Source organism: Ruania halotolerans (genome assembly GCF_021049285.1).
GTDB classification, from domain to species: Bacteria; Actinomycetota; Actinomycetes; order Actinomycetales; family Beutenbergiaceae; genus Ruania; species Ruania halotolerans.
Genome location: NZ_CP088017.1, coordinates 2,627,352 through 2,640,547, shown reverse-complemented (window position 1 = coordinate 2,640,547; position 13,196 = coordinate 2,627,352). Strand labels below are relative to the sequence as shown.

General features: G+C 66.9%; 13 protein-coding genes. 9 read left to right on the top strand and 4 right to left on the bottom strand.

Annotated elements, in window-relative coordinates; all coding sequences use genetic code 11:
- The first annotated feature begins 38 nt into the window (after positions 1-38).
- Positions 39-974, top strand: coding sequence for a proteasome assembly chaperone family protein (locus LQF10_RS11710; protein ID WP_231064028.1), 936 nt, complete (start codon positions 39-41; stop codon positions 972-974).
- A gap of 229 nt (positions 975-1,203) precedes the next feature.
- Complete coding sequence (locus tag LQF10_RS11705) at positions 1,204-1,407, top strand: cold-shock protein (RefSeq protein WP_231064027.1); 204 nt, start codon at positions 1,204-1,206, stop codon at positions 1,405-1,407.
- 147 nt (positions 1,408-1,554) lie between these two features.
- Here the strand turns inward: LQF10_RS11705 and LQF10_RS11700 are convergent, their stop codons facing one another.
- On the bottom strand, positions 1,555-2,430 hold the full coding sequence (locus LQF10_RS11700; RefSeq protein ID WP_290371083.1) for a spermidine synthase: 876 nt from the start codon (positions 2,428-2,430) through the stop codon (positions 1,555-1,557).
- A 109-nt stretch (positions 2,431-2,539) separates the two neighbouring features.
- Here LQF10_RS11700 and LQF10_RS11695 point away from each other — a divergent pair, with 109 nt between their 5' ends.
- The 3 genes from LQF10_RS11695 to LQF10_RS11685 are packed head-to-tail and all read left to right on the top strand — an operon-like array spanning position 2,540 to position 4,622.
- Positions 2,540-2,944: an SAV_6107 family HEPN domain-containing protein gene (locus LQF10_RS11695; protein WP_231064025.1), complete on the top strand. Its 405-nt coding sequence runs from the start codon at positions 2,540-2,542 to the stop codon at positions 2,942-2,944.
- Entirely contained in the window at positions 2,941-4,188 is a 1,248-nt protein-coding gene (gene dinB, locus LQF10_RS11690; protein WP_231064024.1) for a DNA polymerase IV, read from the top strand. Before LQF10_RS11695 ends, dinB begins: the two co-directional genes overlap by 4 nt.
- 50 nt (positions 4,189-4,238) lie before the next feature.
- Entirely contained in the window at positions 4,239-4,622 is a 384-nt protein-coding gene (locus tag LQF10_RS11685; protein ID WP_231064023.1) for an SCO2097 family morphological protein, read from the top strand.
- A gap of 68 nt (positions 4,623-4,690) precedes the next feature.
- Here LQF10_RS11685 and LQF10_RS11680 read toward each other — a convergent pair whose 3' ends face one another.
- The 3 genes from LQF10_RS11680 to LQF10_RS11670 are packed head-to-tail and all read right to left on the bottom strand — an operon-like array spanning position 4,691 to position 8,966.
- Positions 4,691-6,871, bottom strand: coding sequence for a transglutaminase TgpA family protein (locus tag LQF10_RS11680; RefSeq protein ID WP_231064022.1), 2,181 nt, complete (start codon positions 6,869-6,871; stop codon positions 4,691-4,693).
- Positions 6,868-8,007: a DUF58 domain-containing protein gene (locus LQF10_RS11675; protein WP_231064021.1), complete on the bottom strand. Its 1,140-nt coding sequence runs from the start codon at positions 8,005-8,007 to the stop codon at positions 6,868-6,870. The genes LQF10_RS11680 and LQF10_RS11675 overlap by 4 nt, the downstream gene beginning before the upstream one ends.
- Positions 8,008-8,012: 5 nt before the next feature.
- Complete coding sequence (locus LQF10_RS11670) at positions 8,013-8,966, bottom strand: AAA family ATPase (RefSeq protein ID WP_231064020.1); 954 nt, start codon at positions 8,964-8,966, stop codon at positions 8,013-8,015.
- Between the two features lie 220 nt (positions 8,967-9,186).
- Here LQF10_RS11670 and mraZ point away from each other — a divergent pair, with 220 nt between their 5' ends.
- The 4 genes from mraZ (at position 9,187) to LQF10_RS11650 (ending at position 13,166) form a co-directional block, all read left to right on the top strand.
- Complete coding sequence (gene mraZ / locus LQF10_RS11665; protein WP_231064019.1) at positions 9,187-9,615, top strand: division/cell wall cluster transcriptional repressor MraZ; 429 nt, start codon at positions 9,187-9,189, stop codon at positions 9,613-9,615.
- Between the two features lie 280 nt (positions 9,616-9,895).
- On the top strand, positions 9,896-10,873 hold the full coding sequence (rsmH, locus tag LQF10_RS11660; protein WP_231064018.1) for a 16S rRNA (cytosine(1402)-N(4))-methyltransferase RsmH: 978 nt from the start codon (positions 9,896-9,898) through the stop codon (positions 10,871-10,873).
- 85 nt (positions 10,874-10,958) lie between these two features.
- Positions 10,959-11,366 carry a cell division protein FtsL gene (gene ftsL / locus LQF10_RS11655; protein WP_231064017.1) on the top strand — a complete coding sequence of 136 codons (408 nt, stop codon included), beginning with the start codon at positions 10,959-10,961 and terminating at the stop codon, positions 11,364-11,366.
- Between the two features lie 12 nt (positions 11,367-11,378).
- Positions 11,379-13,166 (top strand): peptidoglycan D,D-transpeptidase FtsI family protein, encoded by a 1,788-nt coding sequence (locus tag LQF10_RS11650; RefSeq protein ID WP_231064016.1) that lies wholly within the window; start codon positions 11,379-11,381, stop codon positions 13,164-13,166.
- Positions 13,167-13,196 lie beyond the last annotated feature (30 nt).

The window sequence follows — 13,196 nt, the reverse complement described above, 5'->3', positions numbered from 1 at the left end:
GTTGTGTCGGGAAGATGACTGGTGAGATGAGGATGAGGATGAATCACCCGCGGGATCTGTACCGCATCGTGGACGACGCGCCCGAACTGCACGACGGCGAGGCGCCGGTGCTCGTGCACGCCCTGAGCGGATCGATCGATGCCGGGCATGCGGGCAGCTTGCTTGCCCGCCATCTCAGGGAGAAGTTGCCCAGCCGTCGGCTGCTCGAGTTCGATCTCGACACATTGCTGGATTATCGTTCTCGCCGCCCTGTGATGACATTCGCCGAAGGCACGTGGGTCGAGTACGACAAGCCTGAGCTCGTGGTGGACCTGGTTCGTGATGACGACGGCGTGCCGTTGCTTCTCATGCACGGACACGAGCCAGACCTGCAATGGGAGAAGTTCACCCGCGCGGTCCAGACGGTGATCGAGGATTATGGCGTAGAGCTCACCATCGGAGTCCACGGAATCCCGATGGGGGTGCCACACACGCGCCCACTCACGGTGACCGCCCACGCCACCCGCGCCGAGCTGATCGAGTCCTACCCGAACTACTTCTCTCGCGTCCAGGTGCCAGGTAGCGCCGCGGCTCTCCTCGAGTTGCGACTGGGTCAGGAAGGCCGTGATGCGATGGGCTTCGCCGTCAATGTGCCGCACTATCTGGCTCAGACCGAGTACCCACAGGCCGCTGCCGAGCTCGTCCGCCAGATCACGAAAGTGTCGGGGATGAGTCTGCCGGTGGGAGATCTGGAGGCCTCGGGAACGCAGGTGCGCTCAGAGGTGGATCGACAGGTCGCCGAGTCGGAGGAGGTCTCGGCCGTGGTGCAGGCCCTGGAACGTCAGTACGACTCGTTCCTCGAGGCCAGCGGCACCGACGGCGCCGAGTCGATCGGGCAAGGGCAGGTCCTTGATGAACTGCCGAGCGCCGATGAGCTTGCCGCGCAGTTCGAAGCATTCCTGGCGGGCCGTGAGGACGGCCCGACCACGGGCTGACGTTCTTCATCCACAGATGCTGGCGTTCGAGCCCGGTGCCATGCCAGACTTGTTGCGTTGCAGGCGTTTCACTTACGTACAACCCGGGGCACGCACATACCGGTGCAGGTCTCACGGACGACTGACGGAGACCTCCGCCGGTCGGACGCACAGCGTGGGCTGAAGCATTGCGGCACGACCCGAGCGGGCACAGGGTCCGCTCAACAGTCCCCGGAAGGACATGCACGACATGGCACAAGGAACCGTCAAGTGGTTCAACGCGGAGAAGGGCTTCGGCTTCATCGCCCAGGACGGTGGCGGCGACGACGTCTTCGTCCACTACTCCGCCATTCAGTCGGATGGCTACCGCAGCCTCGATGAGGCGCAGCGGGTCGAGTTCGAGATCACGCAGGGCCCCAAGGGCCCGCAGGCGGAGAGCGTTCGCGCCGTCTGATCTCAGGCTCACCGCACGGCCCGTATCCCGCTCGGCGGGGTGCGGGCCGTGCTGCTTCCTCGATCTCATCCTGGTGCCTGGTGCCTGGTGCCTGGTGCCTGGTGCCTGGTGCCTGGTGCCTGGTGCCTGGCGATTGGTGGCTGGTGGTTATGAGGGTTCGGCGGGTTCGACCGCTCGGGGCGGATCCTCGAATGGGACGAAGGTGCCGACGAACGACGTGACGTCTCTGCCGCTGAGGTACGTGGCCGGCACCGGCAACGTGCGCATTCGCCGGTCCAGGGCGTGGGTGGGCAGCGGAGCCTGCGATCCGAGCACGACGACGTTCCCGTAGCGACGGCCCTTCAGCACGCCTGGTTCCGCAATCACGGCCACATGGGTGAACACCTGTGCCACCGTGGCCACTTCGCGTCGTGCATCCTCCAACGGAGGTCGGTCCGCCGTGTTGAGCAGGTAGATGCCATCTGGGGCCAACGTCATCGCTACTGCTCGCGTGAACTCAACGGTGCGAACGTGCGGCGGCGCCACCCGGTGGGCGAAGACATCGCGGACAAGGAGATCCTTGCTGCCCGGATGGATGCTCTCGGTGGCCTCACGAGCATCCGCCACGCGGATCCGGAGTGCGGGGGAGCGGGGCAAGTCAAACCACTCGCGAACGTACTCGGCCAGTCGAGGGTCGATCTCGACCGCGATCTGTCGTGCACCGGGCCAGGTGGCATCGATGGCGCGGGGCAACGCGCACCCCGCGGCGCCCAGGTGTACCGCGCGCGGGTGCGCATCGGCTGGGAAGATCTCCTCCAAGACGGCCATCATCTGCTGCATGTACTCGAACAGCAGCCGTCGCGGGTCCACCAGATCCAGGTGCGAGCTTTCGGCGCCGTCCAGGAGCAGCATGACTCCGTTCGGATCCGCACTGTCAGTGGTCAGCTCTACCGTGGTGTACGTGGTTGGCAGCGGTCCGATGGGGAGCGATTGTCCGCCGCGGGGTCGCTGATCCGTGCGGCGCGGGGACGATCGTCGGGCCATAGGAGCGACGGTACCGCGAGCCGAAGGCCACTCTTGACAGTATCGAACAACCGTTCGATACTGAGGATGTATCGGTTCAGCCAGAACGTCATTGATGGGAGGTCGGCAGATGGTGGGTATCACGGCAGCGCAGCAACTGCGTCGTGCTGAACTCGAGCTCGGCCAGATCGAAGCCGATGGCGATCCGCGTGAGACGTTCGTGCACGCGCATATGGCAGCGTTGCGTGCCGGAGCAGCCGTGCTTGCGCTGCACCCGGCTCCACTGCCCAGCCGTCGGCGCCGATCGGTGCGCAGCGTGTGGGAGCAGCTTGCCGAGTGCGGTACGCAGTGGGAATCGTGGGCAGCCTACTTCGCTCAAGGAGCCTCAATCCGCGCGGCGATCGAGACTGATCGGGATGTCACACTGACGCCGGACCGCGTCGAGGAGGCCGTCGCGGCCGCCGCCGATTTCGTGGCCATCGTGACCCGCACCGCACAGGAATCTCTGCCGATGACCGGAGCGCTCGCCTCATGAGTCGCGCGCCGCGCAGTGCGTCGGCTCGTCGTGACTGGGGATCGGACGACTCCCACGCACCGATCCTGCACGTCGACATGGACGCCTTCTTCGCCTCCGTCGAGCTGATCGACCGGCCGGAGCTGCGGGGCAAGCCGGTGATCGTCGGTGGCCGGCAGCGCGGTGTGGTCCTAGCGGCCACCTATGAGGCGCGTGCCAGCGGGGTGCACTCGGCGATGCCGATGTCCCGTGCCCGCGTGCTGTGCCCGCAGGCCATCGTGATCTCGCCGGACCACACGCGGTACCGCGACGTCTCTCGCGCAGTCATGCGGATCCTCAGTGACGTCACCCCAGTGATCGAACCGCTCGGCATCGACGAGGCCTTCCTGGACGTCTCCGGTGCGCGCCGCCGGCTCGGCTCGCCAAGCGTGATCGGAGCGCGATTGCGCGAACGCATCGCCGCCGAGTTGCGTGTGCCTGCGTCGGTGGGGATCGCGGCCACGAAGTTTGTCGCGAAGTTGGCCTCGAGTCATGCCAAACCGGACGGGCTGCTGCTCATTCCCTCCGAAGCGACGATCCCGTTCCTGCACTCTCTGCCGGTTGGGGCACTCTGGGGCGTGGGGGAACGTACCGCCGAACATCTGGGTCGCCTCGCGATTCGAACGGTGGAAGAGCTGGCGAACACGCCCCTGGATACCCTGCAAGCAGCCATTGGCCATTCGGCAGGTCGGCGGTTGATGGATCTGGCGTGGGGGCGTGATCCGCGCGCTGTCGAACCTGTGCGACGGGAGAAGTCCATCGGGCACGAGCAGACTTTCGCCGAGAACCTCACCCTGCCCGCCGAGTTGGCCGCGGTGTTACTCGACCAGGCGCACCGATGTGCTGCGCGACTGCGCGCCGGCGAGTTGTTCACCGCGAGCGTCTCGATCAAGGTGCGATACAGCGACTTCACCACCCTCACGCGCTCACACGTGCTCGACGCTCCGACCGACGTTGCACACGAGATCTATCTCGCCTCGCGGCAGCTGCTGTCCGGCGTGGTCATCCCGCCCGGCGGCGTTCGACTTCTTGGGGTGCGATGTGAATCACTCAGCGATGCGGCCAGGACGGCAGTGCAGGTCCGGCTGGACGATTCTGGGCCGGAACGTCGTGATGCGGAGGTCGCGATGGACCGGATTCGACAGCGATACGGCTCCACCTCGCTGACTGCAGCATCATTGGTTCGCGTTCCAACTACCGAGAATGCTCGCGGCGACTTATCCTGAGTGGAATGCACCCCGCAGGTGGGGTGACCTGGACCCGATCGGGAGGTGACATGCCTCTCTCCGAGTACGAGCAGCGCGTGCTGGAGCAGATGGAGCAGCAGTTGCGCTCCGACGACCCCAAGTTGGCCAACGCGATCTCCGGCACGGCGGTGCGGCGGCCCCGGAACGTTGTACTCGGCACGCTCCTCGGCCTGGCAGGCGTGGGAATGTTGGTGGGTGGCGTTGCTGCGGACATTGTGGTGTTGGGCATCGTCGGCTTCCTGGCGATGTTCGCCGGTGTGATGCTTGCCATCTCGCGGCCCCGTACGCCAGCCCACGGCGACGGCACGGCGGACAACGTGCGTCCGTTGCGTCGCAAGCCCGAGGGCAAGTCTGACGGTTCGTTCATGACGAGGCTCGAAGAGCGCTGGGACAAGCGCCGCGACGACGGCTGATCGCCAGAGGAGACGAGTAGCCAGTTGATCTGACTGTGAGTGTTGGTCTGATCGCTGCAGGGTCAATCTCAGTCGTCCGGATGACCCCGGCCACGGCGTAGTCCATGCTCAATGTCACGCACCCACCTCGCAATCTCCTGCCGCTCCGGTTCTGCTGCCCCGGCCCGGTAGCGGTACTCCTCCACGGCATGAGCCAAGGAGCGCAAGGCTGCTCCGCCGGCGTCGCTGGTCAGCTCAACACCCGCCGCAGCGAGCGTGCGCGGTGTCGAGTCAGGTCGGACGCGGACACCTGCTCGGCGCAAGCGCTGCACGACATGCGCCCACGCAGGCTCCAGGCCGGTAGCACCCATGCGCTCGCGGCGTCGCAACCATAGGCTCAGCGCCGCTGCGAGCGAGACCAGCAGGACCAGGGCGACGACGGCCAGCTCAGGACCGCCGGTGGTGGAGCGCTCGCTCACGTCCGCGTCCTCAGTCTCCGTGGCCGTGTCAGTGGGTTCAGGATCTTCGTCCGGTTCCGAGGTTTCGTCCGGCTCCTCGTCCGGTTCATCCGGCTGGTCCGGTTCTTCGGCGGAGTCCTCCTCCGGGGCCCAGTCAGGGCTCGTTCCGGTTTGTTGCTGCGGGGTCGGCTCAAAACGAACCCAGCCCACCTCCGGGAACAGGATCTGGGGCCACGCATGGGCCGAGTGGCTCCCGATCTCACCCCCATCGTCAGTCGCTTCACCGGGCAGATACCCGATGGCCAACCGGGCTGGAAGATCGAGGCTGCGGGCCAGTATCACCATCGTGGTCGCGAACTGGACACAGTAGCCACGCCGGTCGTCGAGAAAGTCCCACACCGCATCGGTGGTGCGGACGGCGGTCACTGACTCGGTGTAGGTGAACTCGTCGGGATCGCGCAGGTAGTTCTGCAGTGCCAGAGCCTCGTCGTACCCGGTCTCGGCGTTCGCATCGCCGACGATCTCGCGGGCCATGGCGCCGATATCGTCGGAGTAGCCGGTGTCCGGTACGGCCAACCAGGAGGGGTCGCTCTCCTGCGCTCGTGGGTCGAGCCCGCGCAACCGATCGGGGTCGAGATCGCGCGGATAGGTCGTGACCTGGTACTCGAGCGGGTTCCCGGGCTGAGCCCGGTCGACCACGAGTTCGTCAGCGCGCGGAAGGTACTCGGTTCCGTCTGGGACGCGGACGGATCGAGGTTCGCCAGGAAGGAGGAGTCGGTCCTGGCGGAGGTCCTGGACAGTGATAGTGATTGTGCGAGCCTGCCCGCCCGCAGTGTCGGTCGGCCAGAGGATCTGATCGTCCACATCAACGGACTCCGTGACCGCCTCAGAGGTGCGGTCCCAGCTGGACCCGTCGAAGTCGGTGAGTGTGTACGCGTGCAGTGGGCCGAGCTGCTCCGGCGTGCTGCCGGTGTAGGAGATCACGGTCTCCTCCTGGGAGCGCACGAGATCATCGCGCAGGTCGAGCCCCAGCTGGAGTCGCGTCGAGTCCGCCACACCGAGCTCAGCCGGCGTGTGGATCCGGATCGGGTTCGGGATGTGCAGGATCGAGGGACCTGCGATCAGGGTGAGTGCGACGCATGCTGCGCTCGTTCCGACGAGCCCGGGCCACCACGCAGTCGATCGGGTCCGGACAGGGCCCGGTGCTCCCACGTGTTCGGGAATCTGCGGGATAGTCGGTGCGGTGCGGGTGCCCTCCGGTGCCGCGGAGGTGGCGAGCACGCTCAGGAAGGCGACTCCGGTAGCGACCAGGACCCCTGTGCTGACCCGGGCATCGAGCACGACGGGGATGGTCCACAGGGCGAGGACCGGCACCATTGACCACACGGGGGCGCGTGATCCGACGCCGACGAGTTCGGCGAGCAAGAACGCCAGCGTAGCGCCGCTGCTCACCAGGAGCCCGACGCCCTGGTGGTCCATGATCGGCGGCAGGACCACCTGGATGTGTGCGACCGCCGATTCGACATGGGTGCGCAGGTAGGCGATCGTCTGGCCGTCCGGTACACCCGGGATAGCGGCCAGGTCGACCGTGTACCAGCCGTGCAGAAACAGCGCCGCCACGACGGCGGCCACCAGGGTCGGGACCAGCGCAGCGCGTATCAGGCGGCGCAGAATCACCAGGACGACGCCCGTGATGGCCATTGTGCAGACCGTGGGGAGTACCCATAGCGCCGGAATCACGAGCGTGGCCAGGGACCAGGTGCTGGCCAGGACCAACGCCGCCTGGGCCAGCGTGCGGGCTGCGGCGATCATGGCGCCCCCCCGAGTAGCGCGGACCAGGTGTCCTCCATCGATACATCCTCGCGATGCGTCTGTACGGTCCAACCAGCGTCGGTGAGTTCGGTCACGGCCTCCGCTGAGGCATCGACCACGAGGGCGAGCCGGCGTCCTGTCCAGGTGGAGAGCGTGTGCACGGTCTGCGCCGAGGGAGCGCGCAGTGCTGCCACGGCAAGCCCCCGCTGCGCCGGCTCGGGGCGAGGAGAGCCCGATCGTGCCCGGGCGAGGACGTCGAGCGCTTCGGGGATCTCACCGAGTGATACCGTCCCCGTGCGATCGTGATCGGAGGGCCCGGTGTACCCGTCGGGCAGTGTCCACGTCAGCGTGAGGCGGAGCCGATAACCGACTTCGATCATCGCCACGGTCAGCGATGCGGTCGCGCTGACGAGCCACTCCGTGGTGGAGTCCGGGTGCGCGGCCTCGTCGGGCCCGAGGTCCAGAATGACCGACGCCGAGTGGTCCTGGGCCGGCTCATCCTGCCGAGTGAGCAGTTCACCGTGCCGCGCGGAGGCGCGCCAGTGCACACGGTGCAGATCGTCTCCCGGTTGGTACTCGCGTAGGGTGAGATCGTCGGGTGCGCGCTCCGGCTGACCCGTCTCCGTATGCGCGGATTGGTGATCAGCCCAGGCGCGGACCAACGCGGTCAGGTCGGTCACCTCGGGCCAGACGACCAGTTCGTCGGTGCCGGGAACGGTGCTGCGGATACGTGCCAGGATCAGCGGGTCGGTCCGCACCGCGGTGGCCGGTCCGAGCAGGTAGACGCCGCGTACGTCCGGTCGGAGTGTGTATCCGGTCGCGTCAGTGTGACCTCTGCGCAGGTGTGCGGGGACCCGTTCACGCAGATGAGTCCATGCATCGAGTGTCCCTGCCGCCACTGCCAGTGAGATCCGTACCTGTTCCCCAGCGCTTGGGCGGAGTGGATCGATCCGCCTGCGCACGTGCGTTCTCGGGTGGCGCACGAACCGCGCGATCAGCCAGACCATGCTCACCAACGGCGCGCTTAGCGCCAGACCGGCGAGCGTCGCGATCACGGGTGAGCGCATCGCCGTCGCCAGGAATGCCAGGGCGAGTCCGGCCAGGATTAGGCCGATACCTCGGACGGTGGGACGCATGGCGCTCAGCGATGCGCTGGGACTGTGCGGGCGATCTCGGTGAGCACGTCCGCCGCAGATGCGTGAGCCAACCGGGCAGTGCGGGTCAGGGCAATCCGGTGCCCGAGTACGGGGTGGATCAGCGACTGGACGTCATCGGGGATGACGTGGTGGCGACCGGCCATCATGGCCACGGCGCGAGCGAGCGCTACCAGGTGCAGACCTGCTCGCGGAGAAGCGCCGAGCGTGAGAGCAGGGTGCTCGCGAGTGGCATGCACCAGGTCGAGCACGTAGGCGAGCACCGGGTCGGCCACGTGTACCTCACGGACGGCGGCCATCGCGTGCTGCACGTCTGCCAGTGAGACGACGGGTGAAAGTTGCGCGAGGGGGTCCATCGCGCCACCGGTGGCGAGCAGTTCGAACTCGTCGTGCTTCGGCGGGTAGCCCACGGTGATCTGAGCCATGAAGCGGTCTCGTTGGGCTTCGGGCAGGCGATAGGTGCCCTCCATCTCCACCGGATTCTGTGTGGCAATGACCATGAACGGGCGGGGGAGCGCGTGTGTGATGCCATCCACCGTGACCTGACGTTCGGCCATGCACTCCAGGAGCGCAGATTGGGTTTTGGGGGAGGCGCGGTTGATTTCGTCGCCGATCACCACGGTCGCGAACACCGGGCCGGGGTGGAAGTCGAAGGCACCGGTTTCCTGCCGGTAGACGGTGACGCCGGTGAGGTCGCCGGGCAAGAGATCCGGTGTGAACTGGATGCGCCCGACGGACCCTTCCACGGAGAGCGCCAGCGCCTTGGCGAGGGTCGTCTTTCCCACACCTGGGACGTCCTCGAGGAGCAGATGGCCCTCGGCGAGAAGCGTGGCGATCGTCGTCCTGATGGCTTCGGGTCGGCCTCGGACCACCTGCTGCAGGTTCTCCTGCAGGCGAGCGATCGAGCGGGCGGCCCCGGTGATGTATCCCTGCTCGGTCATGGGTCCGAGCCTACGGGGCGTGACCGTTCTATTCGGTGCATCGGCACCACCGCGCCACCGTAGGCCGTGACCGATCGCTGAACCTCCTCCACTTCGCTCCACTCGCTCTGACCTGCCCTTTTATGGCCTTGAGGCGCGCCACAGGGGTCATGCGCCATTGAATGTGGAGGGAAGTGGAGTAATGTGGGGGCATCCGGAGTGAGTGGGAAGGAGGTGGACCTTGTTTCTCGGTACGTACGAGCCGCGACTCGACGACAAGGGCCGCCTGATCCTGCCCGCGAAATTCCGTGAGCCCATGGCGGGCGGGATCGTGATCACTCGCGGTCAGGATCGATGCCTGTACGCCTACCCGCGCGTGGAATTCGAACGAATCCTGGAGCGGATGCAGGACGCTTCGACCACGTCGAAGCGCAACCGTGACTACATGCGGGTGTTCCTCTCCGGGGCCTCGGACGAGATTCCGGACAAGCAGGGCCGCGTGACCATCACGGCGAACCTGCGCAACTACGCCGGACTGAGCCGCGAACTCGCGGTGATCGGCGCAGGCACGAAGGTCGAGATCTGGGACCTGGAGTCGTGGAACACCTACCTCGACGAGAACGAACAGGCATTCGCCGACATCAGCGAGGAGGTGCTGCCCGGACTCTAGGCACTGATCAACGGGTGGGTTCGGCGCACCACCTCGTTAGCTCCCCCCATACCCCGTATCTCCCTACCCACCGCCCTGCTTGGTCTCTCACCGCGACTCTGACGCACTTCCCCGGCGCCAGAGCATGCGGGGGGAGTCCTGGTCGGGTGGCGGAGGGCCACCCGACCATCTTTCACCGACCGCAGCGGCCCGCTCCACTTTCCTCCACCGACGTCTCCACATCGCTCCACCTCTGAACACCCGCACATGAGAACCCGAGAACCAGGAAGGCACGAGCGTGATGACATCGCATGATCGGCACCTCCCCGTGCTGGCGCAGCGATGCCTCGACTTGCTCGAGCCCGCGGTGAACAGCCCTGGTGCGGTACTCATCGACGCCACCCTCGGCCTCGGCGGACACGCCGAGGCCGCGTTGCGTCGGTTCGAGCAGTTGCGCGTGATCGGTATCGATCGCGATCCTGCGGCCATTGCGGCTGCGCAGGTGCGGCTCGCCGAGTTCGGCGATCGGTTCTGCGCCGTCCACGCCGTCTACGACGAGATCGCCGCCGTCGCCGCCACCTATGGCACGTCAGCTCACGCGCCAGGCCGTGTGCAGGGGATCCTGTTCGACCTTGGCGTCTCGTCGATGCAGCTCGACGAAGCCGAACGCGGGTTCTCCTACGCTCAGGACGCTCCGCTGGACATGCGGATGGACCAGAGCACGGGTCCGACTGCCGCCGACCTGCTCGCCCATGAGTCGGAGGCGGATCTGCGGCGCATCCTGTACCAATACGGCGAGGAGAAGTTCGCGCCGCGGATCGCCGGTGCGATCGTCCGGGCTCGCGCCCAGGAGCCGATCACCCGCTCCGGTCAGCTGGTGCAGCTGGTGCGAGAGAACATCCCGCACGCTGCCCGTCGTACCGGTGGCAATCCGGCCAAGCGAACATTCCAAGCGTTGCGGATCGCCGTCAACGCCGAGTTGGACGTGCTCGCTCGCGCGTTGCCGGCGGCGCTTGATGCGCTCGCTGTGGGGGGCCGGATCGTCGTGGAGTCCTACCAGTCCCTCGAAGACCGGCTGGTCAAGCAGGCGTTGGCTGCGGGGGCTCGTTCGAGCGCCCCAGTCGGGCTACCGGTCACCTTGCCCGAACACGAACCGTCCCTGCGCCTGCTCACCCGTGGTGCCGAACGTGCCGATGAGGACGAGGTCACCCGCAATCCCCGATCGGCGTCGGTGCGGGTTCGCGCGGCCGAACGTCTCCGTGAAGGGAGCCCCGCATGAGGATGAGGAGCCCCCGCGCAGGGACGCCGACCTGCGAGCCGTCTCGGAGCGAGCGACCGCAACAGTCAAACCAGGGGAGCGTGCGATGAGCGCGTTGCCGCTGCGCGCCTTCCAGGCACCCCCCGCCCGCGGGCCCGCCCGGGATGGGCGGCGCGGCCTGAGGATCGTTCGAGCACCGCAGCCGGCCCGGAGCCGGGTGCCCTTCATCTTCGGCTGCTTGACCATCCTCGGTGCCGCGCTTCTCGGTGTGCTGCTGCTGAATACGGTCATGTCCGCCACCTCGTACGAGATCCACGAGCAGCGGATCGAACTGGCCCAGCTCACCGAGACACAGCAGTCGCTCGCTCATGAGGCCGACCGGCTCGCCTCTCCCATCCAACTCGAGCAGGCCGCTCGGGGGATCGGTATGGAACCGGCCGAGGACATGCGTTACCTGGTGCTCGAGGATCAATCGATCCTGGGCGAGGGTGACGGACTGGTCAGCGAGAACTGAAGGGGGCGGATGATGACTGCGACGAGGCCGGGAGGCAACTCGTTCACTGCCGTGGGTACGCCGGAACGCCGGCAGATCGTGTTGTTGGCGATGCTGCTCGTGGTGGTGCTGGCCTTCGCGGGCCGGCTCGTCTACGTCCAGGTCTTCGCCGGACCCGGGTTGGCCGCGGCCGCGACGAACGAGCGCAGTTACAGTTACACCGAGCCGGCCCTGCGCGGATCGATCGTGGACTCCTCCGGTACGGTGCTGGCGACATCGGTGCAGACCTACCGCGTGGTGGTCAATCAGGATGCGATCCCGGCCTATCTCACCGCCGACTCCGAGGGTGAGCCGACCGGATACGGGGCAGCAGCTGCCGCTCGCGATCTGGCGCCACTCCTGAATCGGGACGTGAATGCGCTCGGAGCCGAGCTCGTCGGCCAGGATCGCTACCACATCCTCGCCCGCGAGGTGGCGCCGGAGGTGTGGCGGGAGATTGCCGCCCTGGGCATCCCCGGGGTCTCGGCGGAGGAGACGTTCGAACGGGCCTATCCCAACGGGAACACTGCGGGTCAGATCGTCGGCTGGGTGAACGACGAGGGTGATGGCGCGGCCGGCCTGGAGTCCACGATGAACACCCGGCTCCTCGGTGCTGACGGCGAGTTCACCGTCGAGATCGGGGCGTCCGGCCAGGTGATCCCCACCGGTCACAACGCCTCCACCCCGATGGTGCCCGGGTGTGACGTGCACCTGACCGTGGATGCTGACCTGAACTGGCAGGCGCAGACCGTGGTGGACGACGCCGTCGACCAGTACGGCGCCGAGTGGGGCGCCGCGGTGGTGATCGACGTCGACACCGGGCGCATTCTCGCCCTCGCCGACTCCGATGTGGTCGATCCGAACAATCCGGGTGCCTCCCGGTACACCGGATCGCACGCCGTTCAGGACATCTTCGACCCCGGGTCCACGGGCAAGGTGCTCACCGTGCTCTCGGCACTTGAGGAGGGGGTCGTCACCCCGACCACCCCTATCGAAGATCCGTACCGGCTCACCACGGAGAACGGGCAGACCTTCCACGACCACACCGAGCATCCCGATCAGATCCTCACCACCACCGGGGTACTCGCCGAGTCCGCGAACACCGGCACCGTCCTCATCGGCGAGCGGATGAGTGATCAGACCCGCTTCGAGTACATGCAGCGGCTCGGCTGGGGTGAGCGCACGGGAATGGGGATGCCCGGTGAGACGGCCGGAATTCTGCACCACTACGAAGACTGGGATGGCCGCCAGCGCTACACCACGATGTTCGGCCAGGGGGTCTCGGTGAACCTGCTGCAGAACACCGGGGTGTTCTCGACCATCGCCAACGGCGGGGTTCGGATGCCGTTGAGCATCGTGGACGGCTATGACTGCGCGGACGGTTATGAGCAGATCGATCCCGGCGAGCCGGTACAGGTGGTCTCCGAGGAATCCTCGGATCAGATGATCCGGATGCTCGAGAGCGTGGTGACCGACGCCGGGACCGGTGAGAGCGCCGCGATCGAGGGCTACCGGATCGCCGGAAAGACCGGTACGGCGCAGATGCCCGGCGACGACGGCGAACTCACCGAGGTCGCGGCGTCCTTCGTGGGCATCGCCCCGGCTGATGACCCGCAGATCGCGGTCGGCGTGGTGATGTACAACCCAGACACCGGCATCTACGGCGGTACGATCGCGGCCCCGGTGTTCCACGAGATCACCGCATTCGCCCTGCAATCACTCGGTGTACCACCCAGCGGCGAGGAAGCCGCGCCGTACCCGCTGCGCCCCGACGATCAGTGACCGAGCCGAGAGAGCGGTAGATTTCGTGCC

Excerpts from the sequence above, each read along its gene's own strand:
- LQF10_RS11710 (WP_231064028.1), top strand. The coding sequence starts at position 39 with ATGAATCACCCGCGGGATCTGTACCGCATCGTGGACGACGCGCCCGAA.
- LQF10_RS11705 (WP_231064027.1), top strand. The coding sequence starts at position 1,204 with ATGGCACAAGGAACCGTCAAGTGGTTCAACGCGGAGAAGGGCTTCGGC.
- LQF10_RS11700 (WP_290371083.1), bottom strand. The coding sequence starts at position 2,430 with ATGGCCCGACGATCGTCCCCGCGCCGCACGGATCAGCGACCCCGCGGC.
- LQF10_RS11695 (WP_231064025.1), top strand. The coding sequence starts at position 2,540 with ATGGTGGGTATCACGGCAGCGCAGCAACTGCGTCGTGCTGAACTCGAG.
- dinB (WP_231064024.1), top strand. The coding sequence starts at position 2,941 with ATGAGTCGCGCGCCGCGCAGTGCGTCGGCTCGTCGTGACTGGGGATCG.
- LQF10_RS11685 (WP_231064023.1), top strand. The coding sequence starts at position 4,239 with ATGCCTCTCTCCGAGTACGAGCAGCGCGTGCTGGAGCAGATGGAGCAG.
- LQF10_RS11680 (WP_231064022.1), bottom strand. The coding sequence starts at position 6,871 with ATGATCGCCGCAGCCCGCACGCTGGCCCAGGCGGCGTTGGTCCTGGCC.
- LQF10_RS11675 (WP_231064021.1), bottom strand. The coding sequence starts at position 8,007 with ATGCGTCCCACCGTCCGAGGTATCGGCCTAATCCTGGCCGGACTCGCC.
- LQF10_RS11670 (WP_231064020.1), bottom strand. The coding sequence starts at position 8,966 with ATGACCGAGCAGGGATACATCACCGGGGCCGCCCGCTCGATCGCTCGC.
- rsmH (WP_231064018.1), top strand. The coding sequence starts at position 9,896 with ATGACATCGCATGATCGGCACCTCCCCGTGCTGGCGCAGCGATGCCTC.
- ftsL (WP_231064017.1), top strand. The coding sequence starts at position 10,959 with ATGAGCGCGTTGCCGCTGCGCGCCTTCCAGGCACCCCCCGCCCGCGGG.
- LQF10_RS11650 (WP_231064016.1), top strand. The coding sequence starts at position 11,379 with ATGACTGCGACGAGGCCGGGAGGCAACTCGTTCACTGCCGTGGGTACG.